At 51.5% G+C, this 25,980-nt stretch carries 19 protein-coding genes, 1 tRNA gene, 2 rRNA genes and 1 pseudogene; 14 read left to right on the top strand and 9 right to left on the bottom strand.

Annotated elements, in window-relative coordinates:
- Window positions 1–81: 81 nt before the first annotated feature.
- The 3 genes from O1Q98_RS11530 to rrf all read left to right on the top strand — a co-directional run bounded on the left by O1Q98_RS11530 (window position 82) and on the right by rrf (window position 3,502).
- Window positions 82–157: transfer RNA gene (locus O1Q98_RS11530), tRNA-Glu, on the top strand.
- Window positions 158–360: 203 nt separating this feature from the next.
- Window positions 361–3,266 (top strand): 23S ribosomal RNA (locus tag O1Q98_RS11525).
- A gap of 120 nt (window positions 3,267–3,386) precedes the next feature.
- A 5S ribosomal RNA gene (gene rrf, locus O1Q98_RS11520) occupies window positions 3,387–3,502 on the top strand.
- A 306-nt stretch (window positions 3,503–3,808) separates the two neighbouring features.
- On the opposite strand, the gene mobB is transcribed toward rrf, so the two are convergent.
- Together mobB and mobA are read right to left on the bottom strand one after the other, a co-directional pair.
- Complete coding sequence (gene mobB / locus O1Q98_RS11515; RefSeq protein WP_125261211.1) at window positions 3,809–4,330, bottom strand: molybdopterin-guanine dinucleotide biosynthesis protein MobB; 522 nt, start codon at window positions 4,328–4,330, stop codon at window positions 3,809–3,811.
- Entirely contained in the window at window positions 4,323–4,898 is a 576-nt protein-coding gene (mobA, locus tag O1Q98_RS11510; protein ID WP_125261210.1) for a molybdenum cofactor guanylyltransferase MobA, read from the bottom strand. The genes mobB and mobA overlap by 8 nt, the downstream gene beginning before the upstream one ends.
- Before the next feature lie 109 nt (window positions 4,899–5,007).
- Here mobA and O1Q98_RS11505 point away from each other — a divergent pair, with 109 nt between their 5' ends.
- The 5 genes and pseudogenes from O1Q98_RS11505 to spfP all read left to right on the top strand — a co-directional run bounded on the left by O1Q98_RS11505 (window position 5,008) and on the right by spfP (window position 10,478).
- The gene (locus O1Q98_RS11505) at window positions 5,008–5,277 is read left to right on the top strand and encodes a YihD family protein (protein WP_035345303.1); all 270 of its coding nucleotides are present in this window, start codon (window positions 5,008–5,010) and stop codon (window positions 5,275–5,277) included.
- Between the two features lie 44 nt (window positions 5,278–5,321).
- Window positions 5,322–6,308, top strand: coding sequence for a serine/threonine protein kinase (locus O1Q98_RS11500; protein WP_205744291.1), 987 nt, complete (start codon window positions 5,322–5,324; stop codon window positions 6,306–6,308).
- Between the two features lie 22 nt (window positions 6,309–6,330).
- Window positions 6,331–6,955: pseudogene (gene dsbA / locus O1Q98_RS11495) on the top strand (thiol:disulfide interchange protein DsbA).
- A 408-nt stretch (window positions 6,956–7,363) separates the two neighbouring features.
- Window positions 7,364–10,156, top strand: coding sequence for a DNA polymerase I (gene polA / locus O1Q98_RS11490; protein ID WP_125261207.1), 2,793 nt, complete (start codon window positions 7,364–7,366; stop codon window positions 10,154–10,156).
- 274 nt (window positions 10,157–10,430) lie between these two features.
- Window positions 10,431–10,478, top strand: a complete 48-nt coding sequence (spfP, locus tag O1Q98_RS19845) for a small protein SpfP (protein ID WP_071892919.1) — start codon at window positions 10,431–10,433, stop codon at window positions 10,476–10,478.
- 167 nt (window positions 10,479–10,645) lie between these two features.
- Here the strand turns inward: spfP and yihA are convergent, their stop codons facing one another.
- Window positions 10,646–11,293, bottom strand: coding sequence for a ribosome biogenesis GTP-binding protein YihA/YsxC (gene yihA / locus O1Q98_RS11485; protein ID WP_125261206.1), 648 nt, complete (start codon window positions 11,291–11,293; stop codon window positions 10,646–10,648).
- 221 nt (window positions 11,294–11,514) lie between these two features.
- Here yihA and yihI point away from each other — a divergent pair, with 221 nt between their 5' ends.
- Both yihI and hemN read left to right on the top strand, forming a co-directional pair.
- The gene (yihI, locus tag O1Q98_RS11480; RefSeq protein ID WP_125261205.1) at window positions 11,515–12,048 is read left to right on the top strand and encodes a Der GTPase-activating protein YihI; all 534 of its coding nucleotides are present in this window, start codon (window positions 11,515–11,517) and stop codon (window positions 12,046–12,048) included.
- 181 nt (window positions 12,049–12,229) lie between these two features.
- Window positions 12,230–13,603: an oxygen-independent coproporphyrinogen III oxidase gene (gene hemN / locus O1Q98_RS11475; protein ID WP_125261204.1), complete on the top strand. Its 1,374-nt coding sequence runs from the start codon at window positions 12,230–12,232 to the stop codon at window positions 13,601–13,603.
- A 115-nt stretch (window positions 13,604–13,718) separates the two neighbouring features.
- On the opposite strand, the gene O1Q98_RS11470 is transcribed toward hemN, so the two are convergent.
- The 4 genes from O1Q98_RS11470 to glnA form a co-directional block, all read right to left on the bottom strand.
- Window positions 13,719–13,841: a YshB family small membrane protein gene (locus O1Q98_RS11470; RefSeq protein ID WP_145916220.1), complete on the bottom strand. Its 123-nt coding sequence runs from the start codon at window positions 13,839–13,841 to the stop codon at window positions 13,719–13,721.
- Window positions 13,842–13,985: 144 nt separating this feature from the next.
- Complete coding sequence (glnG, locus tag O1Q98_RS11465) at window positions 13,986–15,398, bottom strand: nitrogen regulation protein NR(I) (protein WP_125261203.1); 1,413 nt, start codon at window positions 15,396–15,398, stop codon at window positions 13,986–13,988.
- Window positions 15,399–15,406: 8 nt separating this feature from the next.
- Complete coding sequence (gene glnL / locus O1Q98_RS11460; protein WP_125261202.1) at window positions 15,407–16,456, bottom strand: nitrogen regulation protein NR(II); 1,050 nt, start codon at window positions 16,454–16,456, stop codon at window positions 15,407–15,409.
- Between the two features lie 204 nt (window positions 16,457–16,660).
- Window positions 16,661–18,070 (bottom strand): glutamate--ammonia ligase, encoded by a 1,410-nt coding sequence (gene glnA, locus O1Q98_RS11455; RefSeq protein ID WP_125261201.1) that lies wholly within the window; start codon window positions 18,068–18,070, stop codon window positions 16,661–16,663.
- Between the two features lie 381 nt (window positions 18,071–18,451).
- On the opposite strand from glnA, the gene typA reads away from it, so the two are divergent.
- The 4 genes from typA (at window position 18,452) to fabY (ending at window position 22,517) form a co-directional block, all read left to right on the top strand.
- Window positions 18,452–20,275, top strand: coding sequence for a ribosome-dependent GTPase TypA (gene typA, locus O1Q98_RS11450; protein WP_125261200.1), 1,824 nt, complete (start codon window positions 18,452–18,454; stop codon window positions 20,273–20,275).
- A gap of 212 nt (window positions 20,276–20,487) precedes the next feature.
- Window positions 20,488–21,099, top strand: coding sequence for a glucose-1-phosphatase (gene yihX, locus O1Q98_RS11445; RefSeq protein ID WP_125261199.1), 612 nt, complete (start codon window positions 20,488–20,490; stop codon window positions 21,097–21,099).
- A 7-nt stretch (window positions 21,100–21,106) separates the two neighbouring features.
- Complete coding sequence (gene dtd, locus O1Q98_RS11440; protein WP_125261198.1) at window positions 21,107–21,544, top strand: D-aminoacyl-tRNA deacylase; 438 nt, start codon at window positions 21,107–21,109, stop codon at window positions 21,542–21,544.
- A gap of 31 nt (window positions 21,545–21,575) precedes the next feature.
- Window positions 21,576–22,517: a fatty acid biosynthesis protein FabY gene (gene fabY / locus O1Q98_RS11435; RefSeq protein ID WP_125261197.1), complete on the top strand. Its 942-nt coding sequence runs from the start codon at window positions 21,576–21,578 to the stop codon at window positions 22,515–22,517.
- 130 nt (window positions 22,518–22,647) lie between these two features.
- Here fabY and O1Q98_RS11430 read toward each other — a convergent pair whose 3' ends face one another.
- On the bottom strand, window positions 22,648–24,423 hold the full coding sequence (locus tag O1Q98_RS11430) for an AsmA family protein (protein WP_125261196.1): 1,776 nt from the start codon (window positions 24,421–24,423) through the stop codon (window positions 22,648–22,650).
- 155 nt (window positions 24,424–24,578) lie between these two features.
- Window positions 24,579–25,967, bottom strand: coding sequence for a nucleobase:cation symporter-2 family protein (locus tag O1Q98_RS11425; protein ID WP_125261195.1), 1,389 nt, complete (start codon window positions 25,965–25,967; stop codon window positions 24,579–24,581).
- Window positions 25,968–25,980: the final 13 nt, after the last annotated feature.

The following is a 25,980-nucleotide window of genomic DNA, read 5'->3' as shown; positions in this document are numbered from 1 at the left end:
GTGAAGAGCCTGCGTGGTGTCCACACAGATTGTCTGATGAAGTAAAAGAGTCAAAAGCGTCTTGCGAAGCTGACAAGAGATGTCCCCTTCGTCTAGAGGCCCAGGACACCGCCCTTTCACGGCGGTAACAGGGGTTCGAATCCCCTAGGGGACGCCAATGACAAGACAGGTGAGTGAAAGTCACGGTCAGGGATATCCCGAAGATAACCTAAAGCTGATTAGAGATAGTCAGGTTTACGTTATCTTGCTCTTTAACAATCTGGAACAAGCTGAAAATTGAAACGACAGCATGTGTATGCGAATGCATGTGTTGTTCGAGTCTCTCAAAAACTTGCACCCCGAAACACTTTCGGGTTGTGAGGTTAAGCGACTAAGCGTACACGGTGGATGCCTAGGCAGTCAGAGGCGATGAAGGGCGTGCTAATCTGCGATAAGCGTCGGCAAGGTGATATGAACCGTTATACCCGACGATACCCGAATGGGGAAACCCAGTGTGTTTCGACACACTATCACACACTGAATTCATAGGTGTGTGAGGCGAACGCAGTGAACTGAAACATCTCAGTACCCCGAGGAAAAGAAATCAACCGAGATTCCCCCAGTAGCGGCGAGCGAACGGGGAAGAGCCCAGAACCTGAATCGGCTTGTGTGTCAGTGGAAGCGTCTGGAAAGGCGCACGATACAGGGTGACAGTCCCGTACACGAAGATGCACAGGTCGTGAGTTCGATGAGTAGGGCGGGACACGTGGTATCCTGTCTGAATATGGGGGGACCATCCTCCAAGGCTAAATACTCCTGACTGACCGATAGTGAACCAGTACCGTGAGGGAAAGGCGAAAAAGAACCCCGGCGAGGGGAGTGAAATAGAACCTGAAACCGTGTACGTACAAGCAGTGGGAGCCTTGATTTATCAGGGTGACTGCGTACCTTTTGTATAATGGGTCAGCGACTTATATTCTGTAGCAAGGTTAACCGAATAGGGGAGCCGCAGGGAAACCGAGTCTTAACTGGGCGTTAAGTTGCAGGGTATAGACCCGAAACCCGGTGATTAGCCATGGGCAGGTTGAAGGTTGGGTAACACTAACTGGAGGACCGAACCGACTAATGTTGAAAAATTAGCGGATGACTTGTGGCTGGGGGTGAAAGGCCAATCAAACCGGGAGATAGCTGGTTCTCCCGAAAGCTATTTAGGTAGCGCCTCGTGAATTCATCTTCGGGGGTAGAGCACTGTTTCGGCTAGGGGGCCATCCCGGCTTACCAACCCGATGCAAACTGCGAATACCGAAGAATGTTATCACGGGAGACACACGGCGGGTGCTAACGTCCGTCGTGAAGAGGGAAACAACCCAGACCGCCAGCTAAGGTCCCAAAGTCATGGTTAAGTGGGAAACGATGTGGGAAGGCCCAGACAGCCAGGATGTTGGCTTAGAAGCAGCCATCATTTAAAGAAAGCGTAATAGCTCACTGGTCGAGTCGGCCTGCGCGGAAGATGTAACGGGGCTAAAACCATGCACCGAAGCTGCGGCAGCGACACTATGTGTTGTTGGGTAGGGGAGCGTTCTGTAAGCCTGTGAAGGTGGCCTGTAAGGGCTGCTGGAGGTATCAGAAGTGCGAATGCTGACATAAGTAACGATAATGCGGGTGAAAAACCCGCACGCCGGAAGACCAAGGGTTCCTGTCCAACGTTAATCGGGGCAGGGTGAGTCGACCCCTAAGGCGAGGCTGAAAAGCGTAGTCGATGGGAAACAGGTTAATATTCCTGTACTTGGTGTTACTGCGAAGGGGGACGGAGAAGGCTATGTCATCCGGGCGACGGTTGTCCCGGTTTAAGCGTGCAGGTGGGTGGACCAGGCAAATCCGGTCTGCTGTTAACACTGAGGCGTAATGACGAGGTACTACGGTACTGAAGTGACAGATGCCCTGCTTCCAGGAAAAGCCTCTAAGCATCAGGTAACATTGAATCGTACCCCAAACCGACACAGGTGGTCAGGTAGAGAATACTCAGGCGCTTGAGAGAACTCGGGTGAAGGAACTAGGCAAAATGGTGCCGTAACTTCGGAGAAGGCACGCTCCTGTTGGTGAAGTCCCTTGCGGACGAAGCTGACGGGAGTCGCAGATACCAGCTGGCTGCAACTGTTTAATAAAAACACAGCACTGTGCAAACACGAAAGTGGACGTATACGGTGTGACGCCTGCCCGGTGCCGGAAGGTTAATTGATGGGGTCAGCCGCAAGGCGAAGCTCTTGATCGAAGCCCCGGTAAACGGCGGCCGTAACTATAACGGTCCTAAGGTAGCGAAATTCCTTGTCGGGTAAGTTCCGACCTGCACGAATGGCGTAATGATGGCCAGGCTGTCTCCACCCGAGACTCAGTGAAATTGAACTCGCTGTGAAGATGCAGTGTACCCGCGGCAAGACGGAAAGACCCCGTGAACCTTTACTATAGCTTGACACTGAACCTTGAGCCTTGATGTGTAGGATAGGTGGGAGGCTTTGAAGTGTGGACGCCAGTCTGCATGGAGCCAACCTTGAAATACCACCCTTTAATGTTTGATGTTCTAACGTGGGCCCCTAATCGGGGTTGCGGACAGTGTCTGGTGGGTAGTTTGACTGGGGCGGTCTCCTCCCAAAGAGTAACGGAGGAGCACGAAGGTTAGCTAATCCTGGTCGGACATCAGGAGGTTAGTGCAAAGGCATAAGCTAGCTTGACTGCGAGAGTGACGGCTCGAGCAGGTGCGAAAGCAGGTCTTAGTGATCCGGTGGTTCTGAATGGAAGGGCCATCGCTCAACGGATAAAAGGTACTCCGGGGATAACAGGCTGATACCGCCCAAGAGTTCATATCGACGGCGGTGTTTGGCACCTCGATGTCGGCTCATCACATCCTGGGGCTGAAGTAGGTCCCAAGGGTATGGCTGTTCGCCATTTAAAGTGGTACGCGAGCTGGGTTTAGAACGTCGTGAGACAGTTCGGTCCCTATCTGCCGTGGGCGTTGGAAGATTGAGGGGGGTTGCTCCTAGTACGAGAGGACCGGAGTGAACGCACCACTGGTGTTCGGGTTGTCATGCCAATGGCATTGCCCGGTAGCTACGTGCGGAAGAGATAACCGCTGAAAGCATCTAAGCGGGAAACTTGCCCCGAGATGAGTCTTCCCTGGGCCCTTGAGGCCCCTGAAGGGACGTTTAAGACGAAGACGTTGATAGGCTGGGTGTGTAAGCGCAGCGATGCGTTGAGCTAACCAGTACTAATGACCCGAGAGGCTTAACCTTACAACACCGAAGGTGTTTTGGTGAGAGACGCAGAGAATAGATTCAGCTTGTTCAGAGATTGGTTCGGGTGGTTATGTGGAAGTGAGAGCGGAGCATAACGGCCGGAATAAAAAGAATTTGCCTGGCGGCGACAGCGCGGTGGTCCCACCTGACCCCATGCCGAACTCAGAAGTGAAACGCCGTAGCGCCGATGGTAGTGTGGGGTCTCCCCATGCGAGAGTAGGGAACTGCCAGGCATTAAATAAGGCGAAGGGCCCGGTCGAAAGACCGGGCCTTTTGTTTTGGGTGCGGTTTATGCGGGGGTGCCCAACGGGGGCCCGGCACGTCGCATGCTGTGCCGTAACACACGGTCAGGCATGAAACCACGCGCCCTGTGCTGACACCCCGCCCGCTTGTCTCACCCGGTGCTATCGAAACACCAACCCATCATTGCTCAGAAGCAGATTGTTGGGGGACGCGAGGCTTGCCAGCGTATCCCTGACCCGTCCGTACTCAGAAGATATGGCTACCGCCTGATACTCCTCCGCACACTGTTTAGCAGGTTACGCCTCCCTGGATAATGTCATCAGCCAGTTTTGTATGAAGGTGGCTATCTGTGATGGTTGATTGAGATCCAGGCAGGGAATATCGAGCGCTATTTCAATGTCTGATGCGACCGCCAGTGTGTGCTTATCTGTTAGCGTGCTGATATCGTTGCTGAATGTGTGACGATAAAGCGCGATTTTGGCCACATTCTCCTGCTTGAAGCCCTCAACCAGAATAATATCTAATGCAGATGGGTCCATACGGCTTGCCAGAAAGTTCAGGTCAGGTTCTTGCTGTTCAGGCGTTTCCGTCATCAGTGCCCATCGGGTATTACTTGCCACCAGCGTCTGGTTCGCCCCCGCTTTGCGTAGTTCATAACTGTCTTTACCCGGTTTATCGACATCCATATCGTGATGGGTATGCTTGATGATTCCGACCCGAATGCCGTATTTGTGCAACTCAGGTATGAGCTGTTTGAGCAGTGTGGTCTTTCCTGTACCGCTATGTGCAGTTATCGCCAGAAGGGGGATTTCAGCCATGATTATCGTCCTGCCAATTAACGAGGTCTTCAGGGGTATTTAAGTTGCGAAAAGCCATTGGTTGATCGGCAAATGAAACCGATTTCGCCCCCACGCTTGCCAGAAATAACATGAGCTTTCTGTCGCCTGCTGTTAAGAAGATATTTAACTGGTGAAACAATGACGTGTGGATGAGCAGCAGTGTTGGGTGTGCTCTTATACCATCTGTGGCATAGACGGCTAATTTATCTCCCCGCTGTTGCCAAAGCCGTGATACCAAGTCATGAGGTAGCGCCGGGACATCACAGGGTACAAAGATGACCCACTCGGTTTGCGCTACCTTCAGGCCAGTTAGTATGCCGGAGAGAGGCCCTGAGAAGGCTTGATTGATATCGCCGCACACCGGATAGCCACTTTGTTGATAACGTTCATGGTGCCGGTTGGCATTAATGATCAATGTATCTATTTGTGGCATCAGACGCTCAATGACATGCTGATATAGCGGTTTTCCTTCAAGCTCAATCAACCCCTTATCATTTCCCCCCATTCTTGAGGATTGCCCGCCTGCTAGAATCACACCAGTTATCATCGTCTGCTCTCTTTCGTAATTTGATGTGATATTGTCGGAAAAGTATGGCGTAAGGCCAAGATTTTTCCCCATACTAAATGGGTGGTTACTTATCGTTGAGGATGTATTAATGAAGTGTCATCGTGTAAATGAGTTGATTGAACTGCTGCATCCGGCGTGGCAGAAAGAGCCGGATCTGAATTTGGTGCAATTTTTACAAAAACTTGCACAGGAAGCCGGGTTTGAGGGGGCGCTTAGTGATTTGACTGATGATATCCTTATTTATCATTTAAAGTTGCGTGATGCGGATAACACGCAGCCTATACCGGGCTTGCAAAAAGATTATGAAGAAGACTTCAAAACAGCATTACTGCGCGCCCGTGGCGTTATTAAAGATTGAGATAGCCTCCCATTGTATTACGGTATCACGGGATGGTGCTTACCATGGCTGATGCCGTATTCAATTTCCACTCGCTCTCGCCGGATGTCATTATGGACGCGCTTTGGTCTGTGGGCATCCGTGTCGATTCTGGTTTGACAGCACTGAACAGCTATGAAAACCGGGTTTATCAGTTCATTGATGAAGACCGGCATCGTTATGTCGTGAAGTTTTACCGCCCACAGCGTTGGAGCGAATCCCAGTTACTTGAAGAGCATGTCTTTGCTGCTGAACTGGTAAAGGATGAAGTCCCTGTTGTGGCTGCATGCTCTTTGCAGGGGAAAACGCTTCATCAATATGATGGATTCTGGTTCGCTGTATTTCCAAGCGTTGGCGGACGTCAGTACGAAATCGACAATGACGAACAACTGGAACAGGTTGGTCGTTATCTGGGACGAATTCATCAGACCGGTGAGCGCAACCTGTTTACGGCCCGCCCGACGCTCGGGATTAGCGAGTATCTTGATGCGCCGTTGATAACGTTTACCGAGACGCTCCTCATTCCTGACGCTCAGAAAACAGCCTTCCTAAATGCGGCGACCTGTTTAGCGGCTGAAGTGAAAACGCACTGGCATACGAAATGGCAAGCCAGACGTCTGCATGGTGACTGCCATCCAGGTAATATTCTCTGGCGTGATGGGCCGCTGTTTGTCGATTTAGATGATGCGCGTAATGGCCCGGCTATTCAGGATCTCTGGATGCTGCTGCATGGCGAGCGTCATGAGCAACGCATTCAACTGGATATTTTACTGGATGCGTATAGTGAATTTGCCTCTTTTGATGACGCGGAACTGGCGTTGATTGAACCACTGCGTGCTATGCGTATGGTTCATTATCTCGCCTGGGTCGCTCATCGCTGGCAAGACCCCGCTTTTCCTCGCAGTTTTCCATGGATGAAGGAAGCGGATTTCTGGGAAAAGCAGGTAATTATTTTTACTGAACAGGTCAGGCTGTTGCAGGAACCACCGCTACAGCTAGCGCCAATGTACTGATACTTATGGAGATCGATTGGATATGAAGAAGATATGGCTTGCGCTGGTTGGCGTAGTGTTGGCGTTTAGTGCATCAGCAGCTGATTTTTCTGATGGTAAACAATTCGCTACATTGGATAAACCGGCGGCACAATCCCCTCAGGTACTGGAGTTCTTCTCATTTTATTGCCCGCACTGCTACCAATTTGCACAGGTTTACCATATTCCTGATGCGATTCAGAAATCATTACCAGCTGAGACTAAGCTGACAAAATACCACGTTGATTTTTTAGGCGAGTTAGGTAAAGAACTGACCCAGGCCTGGGCGGTCGCGATTGCGCTCGGCGTAGAAGACAAAGTCAGCCCTTTGATGTTTGATGCCGTTCAGAAAACTCAGACGGTTAAAACCACGCAAGATATCCGTCAGGTATTTGTTGATGGCGGGCGTCAAAGCTGAAGATTACGACAGCGCGTTAAATAGCTTTGTCGTTAAATCGTTGGTTGCCCAGCAAGAAAAAGCGGCCGCAGATTTGCAATTACGCGGTGTCCCGGCTGTTTTCGTCAACGGTAAATATATGATAAAGAGCGATGGTTTGGATACCAGCTCTATGGATAGTTACGTTAAACAGTATGCTGACGTTGTAAAATTCCTGCTCTCCCAGAAATAAACACGCGGTGACTGCCACCGTACGCCACACGATAATCTCGTGTGGCGTTTTTTTTGACAACAACTCAGTGATGGTGATTTAGCAGGATTTTCTTTTGCTACGGCCAGGTTATCGCTTTTTTTCAGATATTTTTATCTGATATCTATCCACATTAGCAGAAAGGCTCTCTCAGCTATTATTGGCATGTTTTTTATTTTCAATATATTGATATTTAAAATATTTAATTGTTTTTCTCGCTGTTTTATCGAAGAAGTTAGCACTCTGTTAATTTCTATTCACAAAGTTATCCACAGTTTTTTTTGCGAATTGCTGTGCAAATATCGTCGCTGCTGCGCGTTAGCATTCGTTTCCCACAGCCAGCTATGGCATCCTTAGCCCCATGTCAGAAATTAACGTTTGCGAAATATCATGGTTCAAATAGCGGATAACCCCCTTATTCTGGTTGATGGTTCCTCTTATCTCTATCGTGCCTATCATGCCTTTCCTCCACTGACTAACAGTGCGGGAGAGCCGACCGGCGCGATGTATGGTGTGTTGAATATGTTGCGTAGCCTGTTGCAACAATATCACCCCAGCCATGTTGCAGTTGTTTTCGATGCGAAAGGCAAAACGTTCCGTGATGAGTTATTCGAGGATTACAAATCCCATCGTCCGCCAATGCCTGAGGAGTTGCGCGCTCAAATTGAGCCGTTGCACCGGATGGTCAAGGCCATGGGGCTGCCGTTGCTCGCTGTGCCAGGCGTTGAGGCCGATGATGTGATTGGTACATTGGCGCAACAGGCTGAAAAAGCGGGCCGCGCAGTGCTTATCAGCACGGGTGACAAAGACATGGCGCAATTGGTTACGCCTGCTGTCACGCTGATTAATACCATGAATAACACTATTCTCGGGCCGGATGAGGTCTGTGCTAAGTATGGTATTCCGCCCGCGCTTATCATTGATTTTCTGGCACTGATGGGCGACTCCTCAGATAACATTCCTGGCGTTCCCGGTGTGGGGGAGAAAACCGCCCAGGCGTTATTGCAGGGGATTGGCGGGCTAGATGCGCTGTATGCCAATCTGGATAAGATTGCCTCACTGACGTTCCGTGGTGCCAAAACGATGGCGGCGAAACTGGAACAGCATAAAGAAGTGGCTTATCTCTCCTATCAACTGGCGACGATTAAAACCGATGTTGAGCTGGAGCTTGGCTGTGAACAACTGACCATCAATGAATTAGACAGCGATGAATTGCGTGAACTGTTTAGCCGCTATGAGTTTAAACGCTGGCTGGCGGATGTTGAGGCAGGGCAATGGTTGCAAAGCGGCAGGAAAAGCCAGCCTGCGGTGCCATTTGTAAAAGATTCGAGTGAACCTACTGCTACGCCGGATGAGATAGCTTGTGTGTTACCTCAGGATGGTTATGTCACAATTCTGGATGAGCCTACCTTACAGGATTGGATCGCTCGTATTCGTACTGCGGGGCTATTCTCGTTTGATACTGAAACCGATGGGCTTGATACCCTGAGCGCGAATCTGGTCGGGGTGTCGCTGGCGATTAAACCGGGTGAGGCGGCGTATTTACCGCTGGCACATGATTATCTTGATGCGCCAGTACAGCTTGACCGCGAGCGAGTGCTAACGCTGTTGAAACCGCTGTTAGAAGACCCGGCTGTCGGTAAAATCGGCCAGAATCTGAAGTTTGATAAAGGCGTGATGGCCCGTTACGGCATTGATTTGCGCGGTATTGTGTTTGATACCATGCTGGAGTCGTATGTGCTGGATAGCGTAGCCGGTCGTCACGACATGGATAGCCTGTCTGAACGCTATCTACAGCATAAAACCATTACGTTTGAAGAGATCGCTGGTAAGGGGAAGAATCAGCTAACTTTTAATCAGATCCCACTGGAGCAGGCATCGGTTTATGCCGCCGAAGATGCAGACGTAACATTGCGTTTGCATGAAACGCTGTGGGCGAAGCTGAAACCGCAGGCGGAACTCTGCAACGTCTTCCAGAATATTGATATGCCGCTGGTGCCGGTGTTGTCGCGGATGGAGCGCACCGGTGTGCTGATTGATACCGCGATTTTGGCCGAACATTCTCAGGAACTGACGCAACGACTGGCTGAACTGGAAGTTCAGGCACACGAACTAGCCGGGGAGGCGTTCAATTTATCCTCCCCTAAACAGCTTGGGGCGATTCTGTACGAGAAGTTGCAGTTACCCGTCATTAAAAAAACGCCGAAAGGCGCGCCATCGACTAACGAAGAAGTCTTGGCGGAGCTGGCGCTCGATTATCCGCTGCCCAAATTGATTCTTGAGCATCGAGGGTTGGCCAAACTGAAATCGACTTACACGGATAAGTTGCCGCAGATGATCAATGTGCAAACGAAGCGGGTGCATACTTCTTATCATCAGGCGGTAACGGCAACCGGTCGGCTTTCATCCAGTGATCCTAATTTACAGAATATCCCGGTGCGTAACGAACAGGGCCGACGGATTCGTCAGGCATTTATTGCTCCTGAGGGGTTTAGCATTTTGGCGGCGGACTATTCGCAAATTGAATTACGGATCATGGCGCACTTATCACGAGATGCCGGGCTACTTAATGCCTTCTCACAGGGGTTGGATATCCACCGTGCAACAGCGGCGGAAGTATTTGGATTACCGTTGGAAAAGGTAACGAGTGAGCAGCGACGCAGTGCCAAAGCCATTAATTTTGGTCTGATTTATGGCATGAGTGCGTTTGGGTTAGCCCGTCAGTTAAGTATTCCCCGCAGCGACGCGCAAAAATACATGAATCTCTATTTTGAGCGTTATCCTGGCGTACAGGCGTACATGGAGCGCACGCGTCAACAAGCGGCAGAGCAGGGCTACGTCGCTACGCTCGATGGTCGCCGTCTCTATTTACCGGATATCCACTCCCGTAATGCCATGAGCCGTAAGGCAGCGGAACGTGCGGCTATCAACGCACCGATGCAGGGTACCGCAGCGGACATCATCAAAAAGGCGATGATTGCCATTGATGGTTGGCTACAACAGGAAAAACCGCTAGTGACGATGCTGATGCAAGTACATGATGAACTGGTGTTTGAGGTGCATCACTCTGTTCTTGAGGAAGCTCGCACCAAAATACGCCAATTAATGGAGGGCTGTATGCAGCTGGATGTTCCATTACAGGTTGATATTGGTACGGGAAGTAATTGGGATCAGGCTCACTAAATGGGTTGGATAAGGCTACTGTGAATGGAGAGCGGTAGCATCGAGTGTGTTATTCGACGTAATGCCATCAATACCGGTAAAAATATTGCATATTCTCTTTTTGGTGGTTTTTACAGCTAGTGATGAGCGATTTCTGTAATTAAACTACAGGATTATGTGACTGAGTTTGGCTTTGCTTAATTCATCGCCGATTTTTATGAAATTAAACAACAAAAAAACCTTTTTTCCAGAAAAGAATTGGGGTAAAGTTAAACACGTAGGGTACAGAGGTAAGATGTTCTATCTTTCAGACCTTTTACTTCACGTAATCGGATTTGGCTGAATGTTAGCCGCCCCGGTCAGGTTTCTGACCGGGGCGTTTTTTATTGCATCGCGGAAAATCTATTGATAACTCAAACTTATGCCACCGATGCCAAAGCCAGCCCGGTAGCATAAATGGTTGATATCACTATTCTGAAGGAAGAGGCCGGTACTATCGTTGCAGCCCGGTTACTCGGCTGCGTCAGCGGTGGGCTCATCGTCCTGCGGGGGTAATGTGCTAAACCAGTTATCGAGTTTCTGGCGTAATTTATCTACACCGCTTTTTTTCAGGGATGAGAATGTTTCAACCTGAATGTCTCCCATTAACGGCAATACCGCTTCACGCACCATATTAAGCTGAGACTTACGCGCACCTTGCGCCAGTTTGTCAGCTTTGGTGAGCAGTACCAGAACCGGTAACTGCGTGGCCACCGCCCATTCCAGCATTTGTTGGTCGAGATCTTTAAGCGGATGGCGTATGTCCATCAATACCACCAGCCCTTTTAGGCATTGGCGTTTTTGCAGATATTCGCCCAAGGCTCGCTGCCACTTGCGTTTCATCTCTTCGGGTACTTCGGCATAGCCGTAGCCGGGTAAATCGACCAGGCGCACGCCCTGTGTGACTTCAAACAAGTTGATAAGCTGGGTTCGGCCTGGCGTTTTACTGGTTCTGGCCAGATTTTTTTGATTCGTTAATGTGTTCAGCGCACTCGATTTTCCCGCGTTAGAACGTCCTGCAAAGGCGACTTCAATACCGCTATCGGCAGGAAGATGACGAATGTCCGGCGCACTGGTGACAAAATGGGTCACATGGTAGTTGTATTGTTGGGTCACAATCTTTGTCTCTGTCTGGGTTCGCAGTGTATGTGGCTGATTATACCTGTAACAGAGGATAAAGGCGGTGTTTATCTGTTTTTAGCCAATCGGCAGTGACTTCCCGGAGCGAAAAAATAAAACCACGCCTGAAGACGAGGATCACTTTTTTATTGGTATGCTTTCTGCTAGATTCCGCCGCAACTCTCCTTTTTATCCGCTCATCCGAACCCGAGATTGATGCTATGAAACAACCATTCAAAGGCCCGGGACGTAAAGTTTCCGCGCCAAAAATTAAAAGAAAAAGCCGCGAAGAGTTAGATCAGGAAGCGCGCGCGCGTAAACGCCAGAAAAAACACCGTGGTCATGTGGCAGGAAGCCGTGCTCAGGGAACTGGCAATAAAAAGCAGAACGCGTCCTCAGGGCAAGCTAGCGATCCGCGCATCGGCAGTAAAAAACCGGTGCCACTATTGCCAGAAGGCGCGGCATTGCCGGTATCGAGACCTGTCGTTGCCGAGGAACAAATCGTTCGTTTATCGCCGCAAGAAGAGCTCGATAAACTGGAAAACGATCCACAACTTGATGCATTGCTGGACAGGCTGGAGAGAGGGGAAACCTTATCGGCCAAAGAGCAATCATGGGTAGATGAAACTCTGGATCGAATTGATATTCTGATGGAACAGTTGGGTATCGATCTTGATGATGACGAAGACGAAGAAGAGCAGCAAGAGGATATGTTGCAATTGCTGCGCCGTAATAATCCGAAAGACGGTTATTGATGCTAAAAGCGCTGTTTGTACTGATAGCCATACTGCTTTTATGTTTTTTAGCCGGTCTGTTGGTTAAACTGTGGTGCCTGTCGAAGCGTAAAGGCAGGCTACAGCGAGCGGTTTTGGGCGGGCAACGTAGCGTGTTCCGGCGTCAGTCATCAGGAAAGGGGTATCGGAGGGAGTAATCAGTATGTCCGGGCAGACGATAGACTGGGATTTGGCGCTGATCCAGAAATATAACTATTCTGGGCCGCGTTATACCTCTTACCCAACGGCGTTGGAATTCAGCGAACGTTACGATAGCGCCGCATTTGCTAGCGCCGTAGCGCGCTATCCTGAGCGGCCGCTTTCGTTATATTTGCACATCCCGTTTTGCCATAAACTGTGTTACTTCTGCGGTTGTAACAAGCTGGTGACGCGCCAGCAGCATAAAGCAGATGAGTACCTCGAGCATCTGGCGCGGGAGATTCACCAACGTGCGCCACTGTTTGCCCACCGTACGGTTACTCAGATGCATTGGGGCGGCGGCACGCCTACCTTTTTGAATAAAGCGCAGGTCAGCCGGTTGATGGCGCTGTTACGCCAGCATTTCCACTTTTCCGCTCAGGCAGAGCTGTCGCTGGAAGTTGACCCTCGTGAAATTGAGCTTGATATGCTTGACCACCTCCGTGCTGAAGGCTTTAACCGCCTTAGCATGGGAGTGCAGGATTTTAATAAAGAGGTGCAGCGGTTGGTCAACCGCGAGCAGGATGAAGCCTTCATTTTTGCCCTGATTGAGCGCGCCAAGGCGTTGGGGTTTGCTTCGACCAATATCGACCTGATTTATGGCCTTCCCAGGCAGACGCCGGAGAGCTTTGCGTTTACCTTGCAACGGGTAGCCGAATTGCGCCCTGACCGGCTCAGTGTCTTTAACTACGCGCATTTACCGGCGCTGTTTGCCGCCCAGCGTAAAATAAAAGAGGCTGACTTACCGAATGCAGAGCAAAAGTTGGCGATTTTGCAGCAAACTATCGAAAACCTGACGGCATCTGGCTATCAGTTTATTGGTATGGATCACTTCGCCCGACCTGACGATGAGCTGGCAATAGCACAGCGCGAAGGCAAATTGCACCGTAATTTTCAGGGTTACACCACGCAGGGAGAGACTGACCTATTGGGGTTAGGCGTGTCTGCCATCAGTATGATTGGTGATAGCTATGCCCAGAATCAAAAAGAGCTGAAGCTGTATGCGGCATCGGTTGAGCAACAGGGGCATGCGCTGTGGCGAGGTGTGACGCTCACACAGGATGATTGCCTGCGTCGCGATGTGATTAAAGCGTTGATTTGCCATTTCCGGCTGGAGTTCACGGTTGTTGAGCAGGCGTATGGCGTGTCATTCCGTGAATATTTCCGCGAAGATTTGGCCTTGCTGGAGCCGATGGTGCAAGATGGCCTGGTTGACATTCTGCCGCAAAGCATTGAGGTCACGGCCAAAGGGCGTCTGCTTATTCGCAATATCTGTATGTGCTTTGATGTTTATTTGCGCAGTAAAATGCGTGAGCGGCAATTCTCTCGCGTGATTTGATATCGCATGTTGAGCAATATGGCATGATGAAAAAAACAGCCCGCAGTCTTGCGGGCTGTTTGCATTTTATATCAGTGATGATATCAGTAAGTTTTCTGGTGTATTCAGCGATGAATTAGCTGAAGAAATTGATTAACACTGCACATAGCACGGCTGCAATAGCAGTTTGCGATGAATGACCCACCGCACTGCTGATTTCAGCGCCGTGCGTCACGGCAGAAAAAAGTGATTCCAGCATGGTTCCCCTCTCCAGTCAGCGGCACGATCATACTGCTGGCGCTGTGCAAGTAAAGTATAAAATAGCGGAAAATTTGTACGCTACATCGTACTTTTTCACAGCGCTATTTTTGCGCGTAGGCTGAGGGGTAACACGACACGCGCGTTATTCCATGCCCAGTTCTTTCAGTTTGCGCGTCAGGGTATTTCGGCCCCATCCCAGCAAACGAGCCGCCTCTTGTTTATGCCCTTGCGTGTGGCGTAACGCCGTTGTCAGCAGCGTGCGTTCCATTTCCGGTTGTGCCTCCGCCAACAGATTTTGATGACCGGAACGCAGCGCGCGGTCAGCCCACTGTGCCAGTAACGTGGCCCAGCTATCTGGCATCACATGTACGGTGGCATCCGGTGCCGTGGTTTCAAACAACTCCGGCGGCAGATCCTGAATTAACACTTCTTGCCCGGCTGCCATCACCGTCAGCCAGCGGCAGGTGTTTTCAAGCTGGCGCACGTTGCCCGGCCAGGGTAAACGCGTCAGCGCCGCTTCGGTTTCCGGGTGCAGATTCTTTGGCTCCACACCCAGTTCTTTCGCGGTTGCTTGCAGGAAGTAACGCGCCAGACGGGGAATATCTTCACGTCGTTCGCGTAGCGGCGGCAAATGAACGCGAATCACGTTCAGACGGTGGAACAGGTCTTCACGAAATTTACCTTCCTGCACCCGCAACTCAAGATTCTGGTGCGTTGCAGCAATGATGCGTACATCGACTTTAACCGCCGCATAGCCACCAACGCGGTAAAACTGGCCGTCAGCCAATACGCGTAACAGGCGGGTTTGCACATCCAGCGGCATGTCGCCGATTTCATCTAAAAACAGCGTGCCGCCATCTGCCTGTTCAAACCGCCCTTGCCGAATCTGGTTTGCGCCGGTAAACGCGCCTTTTTCATGGCCGAACAGTTCTGATTCAATCAAATCCTTGGGGATCGCTGCCATATTCAGCGCAATAAAAGGCGCTTTGGCGCGCGGGCTGTGGCGATGTAGGGCATGAGCCACCAGCTCTTTACCGGTGCCGGATTCCCCATTGATCAGCACACTGATCGAGGAGCGTGAAAGCCGACCGATAATTCGGAACACATCCTGCATGGCAGGGGCTTCGCCAATAATATCGGTGGTTGGCCCGCTAATGGGTTGGTTGCGAACCGGTTGCTGTTGCTCAAGATAATGGCTGATGGCGCGTTCAACCAGCGCGACGGCTTCGTCAATATCAAACGGTTTAGGCAGATAATCAAAAGCGCCTTGTTGATACGCACTGACGGCGGCATCTAAATCGGAGTGCGCGGTCATGATAATCACCGGCAGCATTGGGTGGCGTTGCTTAATCTGTTGCAGCAATGCCAGTCCGTCCATACCGGGCATACGAATGTCGGACAACAGCACATCGGGCGTTTGTGTGGCCAGCGCATTGAGCGCCTGAGTGCCGTTATCAAACGTGGCGCAGGTTAAGCCCGCTCCGGTAAGCGCACGTTCCAGCACCCAACGGATGGAGCTATCGTCATCGACAATCCAGACTATCCCTCGTTGCATCGTGAACCTCACTGGCGAATGGGCAGATACACCGAGAATTCGGTATGACCTGGCCAACTGTTAAATTCAATTTTTCCTGAGTGCTGATCGATAAGATTGCGAGCAATCGATAGGCCTAATCCGGTACCGCCTTCGCGGCCGCTCACCATTGGGTAGAACAGCGTATCCTGCAAATGAGCGGGAACACCGGGGCCATCATCTTCAATATCGATACGAGCAACCAGCCGGTAACGCACGCCGTGCAAGGTGAGCTGAAAAGCGGTTCGCGTTCGGATGGTAATGGTGCCGCCTTCTTCCCCGAGCGCTTGCATGGCGTTACGGGTAATGTTGAGCAGCACTTGTTCAATTTGGTCTGGGTCGTGCGTGAGTTCTGGCAAGCTCGGGTCGTAGTCTCGCACCAGCGTGACATTCTCGGCTTTTTCCATCGACACCAGTTGGAATACTCGCTCGGCTACCTGATGGATACTTTGCGTGACGTGTAAACCGGGTTGCTGCGGGCCGAGTAAACGGTCAACCAGATTGCGCAGGCGATCGGCCTGCTCAATGATCACTTTGGTGTATTCCAGCAGCGAGGGGTCTGGTAAGGCTTTAGACAGTAATTGCGCCGCGCCACGCAACCCTCCGAGCGGGTTCTTGATTTCGTGTGCCAGGCCGCGAACCAGATCGCGCGCTGCCTGCTGTTGCGCATGCTGTAGCTGTTCCTGGCTGAGGCGGCGTTGATTATCCATCGGCGCCATTTCCAGCAGAATGAAGTCGTGATGAATACGCTGCGCGGTCAGCGACATAATATGTGCCCGACCATCAACGACAAGCGTGACTTCGTTATCGGTAAAGCCTTGCCCGGAATCGAGGCTTTCGCGCATTAAATCGATATTCAGTGAAAAGTAACCGAGTAGCTCCGGTAGCGGTGTGCCTGAGAGCTTACGCGAACTTTGCGCTAAAAGTTGCTGCGCAGCCGGGTTGGAATAGTGAATAGCCAGATCTTTATCCAGCAATAATATGCTGTTTATTAAAGAATTTAGGATCTGCCCAGCATCGGGCAGCGTGCCTGTTGCCATAACGCAGACTCCCACACTATTTGAGTGCACACTATTCTGGATTGTAGGTTAAGTCGCAACGATAAAATGTTTGGTGGAGAAAAAAGCCCATCCGAAGATGGGCTGAAAAGTTTCCACGGCAACAAAAATAAACATAAATAAAAAACGGTCATCAGACGGCAGAATGAACATCATTTTCTTCGTTCCTGCCGCCTGTAAGCGGGATTACACGCTGTAGTACAGTTCGAACTCAACCGGATGCGGCGTCATACGAACGCGGTCGTTCTCAGCAATACGCAGTTCGATGTAAGCATCTATGGCATCGTCAGTGAACACGCCGCCACGGGTCAGGAACTCGCGGTCTGCGTTCAGCGCGTTCAACGCTTCTTCCAGAGAACCTGCAACGGTTGGGATCTCTTTCGCTTCTTCCGGCGGCAGATCGTACAAGTTCTTGTCCATGGCATCACCAGGGTGGATCTTGTTGATGATACCGTCCAGGCCAGCCATCAGCAGTGCAGCGAAGCACAGGTACGGGTTAGCAGCCGGGTCCGGGAAGCGGACTTCGATACGACGTGCTTTCGGGCTTGATACCACCGGAATACGAATAGACGCAGAACGGTTACGGGCAGAGTAAGCCAGCATAACCGGTGCTTCGTAACCCGGGACCAGACGCTTGTAAGAGTTGGTAGTCGGGTTAGACAGGGCGTTGATGGCTTTCGCGTGTTTGATAACACCACCGATGTAGTACAGCGCAGTTTCAGACAGGCCGCCGTATTTGTCGCCGGAGAACAGGTTGGCACCATCTTTAGCCAGAGACATGTGGCAGTGCATACCAGAACCGTTATCACCGAACATCGGTTTCGGCATGAAAGTTGCGGTTTTGCCGAAAGCGTGAGCGACGTTGTGTACAACGTATTTGTAGATCTGAATTTCGTCAGCTTTTTTGGTCATGGTGTTGAAGCGGGTAGCCACTTCATTCTGACCAGCGGTAGCGACTTCGTGGTGGTGAGCTTCAACCACCAGGCCCATCTGCTCCATGGTCAAACACATGGCTGAACGCAGATCCTGTGCGGAATCTACTGGCGGAACCGGGAAGTAACCCCCTTTCACTGCCGGACGGTGGCCTTTGTTGCCGCCTTCGTATTTGGTGCTGGAGTTCCATGCACCTTCGATATCGTCGATAGCGACGTGAGAACCAGAAATGCTGCTGCCGAAACGGATGTCGTCGAACAGGAAGAATTCTGGCTCAGGCCCGAACAGTACGGTATCCGCGATGCCGGAAGAGCGCAGGAAATCTTCAGCGCGTTTGGCAATGGAGCGCGGGTCACGGTCATAACCCTGCATGGTGCCCGGTTCCAGGATGTCACAACGGATGATCAGGGTCGATTCTTCAAAGAACGGATCCAGAACCGCAGTAGTCGCGTCCGGCATTAATACCATGTCGGATTCGTTGATGCCTTTCCAGCCACCAATTGAAGAACCGTCAAACATTTTGCCGTCTTCGAAGAAATCAGCGTTGACCTGGTGGGCCGGAATGGTGACGTGCTGTTCTTTACCTTTGGTATCCGTGAAGCGGAGGTCAACAAACTTCACCTCGTGTTCATTCAGCATCGTCAAAACGTGTTCTACTGACATACTTGGTTCTCCCGATTGTGTCATTTATCTATCGTCGTGGAACGAATATCGTTGTGGAAATGATGTTGTTACCGTACGTAAGTTATAGCTAAAACTGTGCCAACTTTATCCGAATAGTGCAAACAGGCATTCCCGCTGGTTTTTCACGCGCAGACAGACTGCACCAAGATAGTTAATTGCACCAGAGTTGCGCACCATATTGGTGATACTGCACCTAATTGGTGCTTGACGGGTAACGGGTTGCTGCTTTATTGCACCGTGAAAGGGATCACAGACCCGAGATACGCAGGTTGTTTGCGGAAGATGATTGTGATCTTGTTTAGTCGCTCGCTTAATACGTGTACAATAGCGCGCTATTTCTAAAATGCCTGAGGCAAAGCTGTGATCGAAAATTTGCGTAACATCGCTATTATTGCGCACGTTGACCATGGAAAAACCACCCTGGTTGATAAGTTGCTGCAACAGTCCGGTACTTTGGGTGAGCGTAATGACGCCACCGAACGTGTTATGGACTCCAATGATTTGGAAAAAGAGCGCGGAATTACCATCCTCGCCAAAAACACCGCCATCAACTGGAATGACTACCGTATCAACATCGTAGATACCCCGGGACACGCCGACTTCGGCGGCGAGGTAGAGCGCGTGATGTCCATGGTGGACTCGGTATTGCTGCTGGTAGACGCGATGGACGGCCCGATGCCGCAAACGCGTTTCGTAACCCAAAAAGCTTTTGCCCATGGCTTAAAGCCGATTGTTGTTATCAATAAGGTAGACCGTCCGGGCGCTCGCCCTGACTGGGTTGTCGATCAGGTTTTCGATCTGTTTGTAAACCTGGGTGCGACCGACGAGCAGTTAGACTTCCCGATTGTTTATGCCTCCGCGCTGAATGGTATTGCCGGCCTGGATCATAACGAAATGGCGGAAGACATGACGCCGCTGTTTGAAGCGATTGTGAAGCATGTGGAAGCGCCGAGCGTTGACGTTAACGGCCCGTTCCAGATGCAGATCTCCCAGCTTGATTACAACAACTATGTTGGTGTTATCGGTATCGGCCGTATTAAACGCGGCGTGGTGAAACCGAACCAGCAAGTCAGCATCATCGACAGCGAAGGCAAAGTACGTAACGGCAAAGTGAGCCAGGTGCTGGGCCATTTGGGTTTGCAGCGTATTGAAAGCACGCTGGCAGAAGCGGGCGATATCATTGCTATCACCGGGCTTGGCGAGCTGAACATCTCTGACACTATTTGCGACACCTCCTGTGTGGAAGCGTTGCCTGCGCTGTCAGTTGATGAGCCGACTGTAACCATGTACTTCTGCGTGAACACGTCGCCGTTCTGCGGTAAAGAAGGTAAATTCGTTACATCACGTCAGATTCTTGACCGCCTGCGTAAAGAGCTGGTGCATAACGTGGCGCTGCGCGTAGAAGAAACGGAAGACCCGGATGCATTCCGCGTGTCTGGTCGTGGCGAGCTGCATTTATCTGTTCTTATCGAAAACATGCGTCGTGAAGGTTTCGAACTGGCGGTATCCCGTCCGAAAGTTATCTTCCGCACGATTGACGGCCGTCGTCAGGAACCGTTCGAACAAGTGACTGTGGATATCGAAGAGCAGCATCAGGGCTCGGTGATGGAAGCGCTGGGTCTGCGCAAAGGCGAAATGCGCGACATGATCCCAGACGGCAAAGGTCGCGTCCGTCTGGATTACGTGATTCCAAGCCGTGGTCTGATCGGTTTCCGTACCGAATTTATGACCATGACCTCGGGTACCGGTCTGCTGTACTCCACGTTCAGTCACTACGATGACATTCGTCCGGGTGAAATCGGCCAGCGCCAGAACGGTGTGCTGATCTCTAACGGTCAGGGTAAAGCGGTTGCCTATGCGCTGTTCAGCCTGCAGGATCGCGGTAAGCTGTTCCTGGGCCACGGCGCTGAAGTGTACGAAGGCCAGGTCATCGGTATTCATACTCGTTCTAACGACCTGACAGTAAACTGCCTGACCGGTAAGAAACTGACCAACATGCGTGCTTCCGGTACTGACGAAGCAACCGTGCTGGTGCCGCCGGTGAAAATGTCACTGGAGCAGGCGCTGGAGTTTATCGATGATGATGAACTGGTTGAAGTCACGCCGAACTCGATTCGTCTGCGTAAACGTCACCTGACCGAGAATGACCGTCGTCGCGCGAATCGCTCCGCTAAAGACGAGTAATTCTCCGCTGGATGACAGCTTGCGTGAGTGCCGTCATGACTGACGGTACCACCCTGCGATAAGGCCCCGCTCTGGGGCCTTAGTTTTTTCTGCCAATACAGAGCAATGATCTTCGGCACTATTTTGTACCGTATTATGATCCTGCTTAGTCCCTGTTCAGCACCATTATTTCTCGCTACAGTGAAAATCTCACCGATGAATCTGGAGGATGCATGCTGTATATCTTTGATTTGGGTAACGTCATTATTGATGTTGATTTCAACCGCGTACTGGGAGTGTGGAGTAATTTAAGCGGAACGCCGCTGGCCACATTGCGTGAGCGCTTTGTCATGGGGCATACCTTTGAGCAACATGAGCGTGGTGAAATCAGTGATGAGGAGTTTGCGTCTCGTTTGTGCCATGAAATGGGTATTTCACTGAGTTTTGAGCAATTCTCTGCGGGGTGGCAGGCGATATTTCACGGTATTCGCAAAGATGTGATCGACATCATGCACCGCCTGCGACAAGAAGGACACCGTGTCGTCATACTCTCCAATACGAATCGACTTCATTGCCTGCATTGGCCTGAGCTTTACCCGGATGTGATACCGGCGGCAGACAAACTCTATTTATCGCAGGAAATGGGATGTCGCAAACCTGAAGCGGCGATTTACCAGCAGGTGCTGCAAGCAGAAGGCGTCATAGCGTCTGAGGCCTGCTTTTTTGACGATAACCCTGCCAACATTGATGCTGCGCAGGCTCTGGGTATTCAGGCCGTTCTGGTGAGTGATAAGCAGGTTGTGCCCGATTTTTTTGCCAGTCAGCTTTTTAAGCAGGAGTCATAAGGGCGTTATGATTGCATTAATTCAGCGGGTGTCGGCTGCCAGTGTTGTCGTTGATGGCGATACGATAGGGGAAATTGCACATGGGTTGCTCGTGTTACTCGGCGTAGAGCAGGGTGATGATGAACAAAAGGCGACCCGATTATGTGAAAAAGTGATCGGGTATCGGATTTTTAGCGATGACAACGGCAAGATGAATCTAAACGTTCAACAAACCGGCGGCAGCTTACTGGTGGTATCGCAATTCACGCTGGCGGCGGATACGCAAAAAGGCATGCGCCCCAGTTTCTCTCGCGGCGCGGCACCGGCGCAAGCCGAGCAACTGTATCAATATTTTGTCAGCCAGTGCCGTGAACATGGCGTGATGACGCAAACCGGTCGGTTTGCCGCTGATATGAAAGTCTCTTTAGTGAATGATGGGCCTGTCACTTTCTGGTTGCAGGTGTAGTGCCTAAATAAACAGAGGTTGAGACAGACATATGTATTACCTGAGAGTGCCGGAAAGTGCCGAAGAACTGGATGCCTACTACCAGTTTCGTTGGGAGATGTTGCGTAAACCATTACATCAGCCGCTCGGTTCTGAACGCGATGCCTATGATGCGCTGGCCCACCATCAAACGATTGTGGATGGGCAAGGCAATTTAGTGGCAGTGGGTCGCCTCTCAATCAATGCCGATAATGAAGCATCGATCCGTTTTCTGGCTGTGCACCCAAACGTACAGCGTAAAGGGCTGGGCACACTGATGGCGATGGCGCTCGAATCCGTGGCGCGGCAGGAGGGCGTTAAGCGCGTGGTGTGCAGCGCGCGTGAGGATGCTGTCGCCTTCTTTTCGCGGCTTGGATTTGCCAACCAGGGGGAGATAACAACGCCGCTGAGTACGCCGGTGCGTCATTTTCTCATGATTAAGCCGGTCGCTACGCTTGATGATATCCTCCATCGCCCGGACTGGTGCGGTCAGTTGCAGCAAGCCTGGTACAACCATATCCCGCTGAGTGAAAAGATGGGTGTACGTATCAGTCAGTATACCGGGCAGAAGTTTATTACTACGATGCCGGAAGCGGGTAATCAAAACCCTCATCATACGTTGTTTGCCGGTAGTTTATTTTCGTTGGCGACGCTAACCGGCTGGGGGCTTATCTGGCTGTTGCTGCGTGAGCGTCAGCTCGGCGGTACGATTATTCTGGCGGATGCGCATATTCGCTACAGCTCACCGGTGACGGGGCGTCCGAGTGCGGTTGCCGATCTTGGTTCGTTGAGTGGCGACCTGGACAGACTGGCTCGTGGCCGTAAGGCGCGGGTACAGTTGCAGGTCGAACTGTTTGGTAACGATCGGCAAGGGGCTGTTTTTGAAGGGGTGTACATCGTTCTGCCGCCAGAGGCGGACTCATCGGGCGAGCTGCCGGTTGCGGCTATCCGTTAAACGGCTATGCCCGCATTAATAGCGGCTGTCGATGAATGATATCTATTGTGTGCGTATATTTTTTGCATATATTGTGTACGCATCGTGAACAGCCCACCGCGACGGTAAACGTAGCGGCGGGCTGAGGTTCTTAAATCTGTGCTGATGGTGTGGCCGATGGTGCTGGTGGCGTTGCGGCAGGAGCCTCGGCTGGTGGTGTGACCGTGACCGGTGCCGGTGTGCTGTCAGCTACGCTACCTTGATGCATATTCTGGCTAAAGGTTCGTCCGTTACTATCAATTCCTTGCAGCGTTCCGCCCAGCGTTGATTTGAGCGGGGTGCTGGCATCCAGTCGGCCATTTACATGCAGTTGCAGATTGGTGTTGCCTGCTGGTGAGCTAGCCGGTTGCGGCCATCCCCATCGGGTTAACACATCAAACGCGACCGCTTTGCCGTTCAAATCCAGTGTAAATGCGCGTGAGGGCTGCTGGCTGATAACCGCTTTGGCTTCCAGCAAGCCGGTTTTTGTAAATGCGCTAAGATCGGTCAACGTAATTTGGTTGTCATTGGCGCTTAACGCCACGGACGGTCTGCGAACGTCCACCTTATTAAACGTCGCGTCGCTGGCATTCAGCGTCAGTGAGCCTTGCCAGATACCCCATTGATGATCGCGCGCCAGCAAAAGGTTATTGCCGAATCCATCAAGTGCCGTCAGTTGGAAAGGAAAATCGGGCGTGATGTCGATCAGCAGATTATGGTTGGCGTTAAACTTCTTGATTTCCACCTCAGCCAGCCAATCCGGTAGCGTGCGCAACCAGCGCTGCCGCCAGTCTGTCGGCAATGTGTACTCCATCCCCGCGACGGCCAGTTCATCGAGCGTCAGTCGGTGAGTGTTACGCAGCCAGTTGCCTGTGGTACGTAATAAGCCGCCTTCCCAACGGGTTGAGAATTGTTTGATATTCACGCCTTGCTTTGACAGATCAAGGCTGACTATCGGGTCAACAAAATGCATGTTGCCGTTGACGATGTCAGTTGCATTAAACGACAGGGAGCCATCATCACTTTGCCAGTCGTTCTGGCGGAAGGTGACATTTTGCAGCGTGACGTCCAAATCGGTAAATGCCCAGTTTAGCCCCTCGATGCGAGCATCAATCAGGTCAAAACGGTTAACCGTCACGGCGGGCAGCCGCGCCACTGGTTGCCAGAAATCCGTAATAGATTGCTGGGTTTGCAGTCGAACATTACTCAAGCGCAGTGTATTAATCAGCCAACTGCCATCTGCCGTCCGGGAGGCATTACCGGTCAGTTCACCGCGTGCGACGTCTGCACCGAAATTCTCAAGCGTCAGTTGCTGTTCGTTAAACTGACCCTGTACCAGCACTTTGCTGGCAGGGAGGTCATTGAGCGTTAACGATTGAGCGCTTAACTGAAAAGCGGCTTTTTTACCTAACAACGCCCCTTGCTCTGGTTTCCAGGGAACGATACCACCGGTGACTTGTTCACCCTGTAGACGCCAATCGCCATCCTGACCCTGTAGCGCCATATTTTTTAGCTGGAGCCGGTCGGCTTCAATGGGCAGAGTAAAACCGGTTTGTGCCAGATTAAGTGTGCCGCCTTCTAATATCAGGCTGGAAAAATGCCGAGGATCGGTTATCTGGCGTACGCTGAACCCCACCACAATGTTTTTAGCCGTCAGTGTAACGGGCTGATTTTTATGACTGAAACTCGTGTCCTGAAGCGTGATTTGCCCAGGGGAAGACCAGTCATGCGCCATTTTCTTAAATGACACCTGGTATTCGGAGCGCTGATTCACCCACTGGGTAATCTGCTTTGCCCCCCATTCTGTCTGGGCCAATACATACAGCACGATCGCGACCAGTAATGCCAGTAGCAGCAGTGTGAGAATAAGTTTCCCGATAAGTTTCATTGCCTCAGTCCGTGCCAGTCATAAAAGATTATGGTGTTATGCCGTAATTACTCAGCCGCCTCAACAAGTAACTTATTACAGCAAATAAATAAGGGCCGATGTTACACCATCGGCCCTTATTATCACGTCAGATTAAAAATTTCTGGAAGCGTGGCTTACTCTTTTTCGTGAGGAAAGACCAGATTCAACACAATTGCTGTGATGCCGCCCGCAGCGATACCGGACGATAACAGTGTTTTCAGCCAGTCTGGCGCAAATTGCAGAATCAGCGGCTGCTGAGAAACGCCCAGCCCGACGGCCAGCGACAGCGCAATGATCATGATAGCCCGACGGTTGAGCGGCTCACGGGAAACAATCCGCACGCCTGAAGCCGCGATGGTGCCGAACATGACGATGGTCGCGCCACCCAGCACCGGTTCAGGAATATGCTGGACAAATCCGCTGACTGCCGGGAACAAACCAAGCACGATAAGCATCAGCGCGACAACAAAACCGACATAGCGGCTGGCGACGCCGGTCAACTGGATTACGCCGTTGTTCTGGCCAAAGCAAGAGTTAGGGAAAGTGTTAAATACCGCAGACAGGCAGGAGTTGAGGCCGTTTGCCAGTACGCCGCCTTTCAGACGTTTCATATACAGCGGCCCGCTAACCGGCTGTTCCGAAACATCGGACGTTGCCGTGATATCGCCAATAGTTTCCAGTGACGTCACCATAAACACCAGCATTAACGGAACCAATAAACTCCAGTCAAAGCCAAGACCATAGTACATCGGCGTCGGCACCATGATGAGCGATGTGGTGCCGGAAGCGGTGTGCTCTGGCAACATCCCCATCAACCAGGCAGCCAGGTAGCCAATCGCCATGGCTATCACCAGTGAGGCGACGCGCAGATAAGGATTACGCTGGCGGTTGAGCAAAATAATGACGGCCAACACCACAGCGGCCAGTAAGAGATTTTTGGGGGCGCCGAAAGTGTGGTTGCTCATTGCCGCAAAGCCTCCGCCGATAGAGGTCAGGCCGACCTGAATCAGCGATAAGCCGATAATCATTACAACAATGCCGGAAACCAGCGGGGTAATGATGCGGCGCGCCAGATGTAATACGCGCGAGAGCAGCATTTCTGTGCAAGACGCTATCATCAGGGTGCCAAACAGCGCGGCCATCATGGTTGGCACATCTGCCCCGCCGTTTTTCAGCGCCATGCCGCCCATAATGAGCGGAGTCACAAAGTTAAAGCTGGTGCCCTGAATCGACAACAGGCCAGAGCCGACCGGCCCCCAGGTTTTAATTTGTAAAATTGATGCCAGGCCGGAGGCGAACAGCGACATGCTAATAATGTGCTGAGTGTCCTGGGCTGGCAGACCTAATGCCTGACAAATCAATAGCGCTGGGGTAATCACCGCAACAAACATGGCAAGCAGGTGCTGACAGGCGGCAAACAGCGTTTGCGGCAGCGGTGGTCTGTCTTCAAGGCGATAGATGAGTTCACTGCGCTGAGGTGCGGCAGCGGCTTCTGTTTGGGATGTTTCCGTGGTGGTAGTCATGATGTAAGTTGGC

It is taken from the genome of Dickeya lacustris, from assembly GCF_029635795.1.
Lineage (GTDB): Bacteria > Pseudomonadota > Gammaproteobacteria > Enterobacterales > Enterobacteriaceae > Dickeya > Dickeya lacustris.
This window is presented reverse-complemented; position numbering and strand designations above follow the sequence as displayed.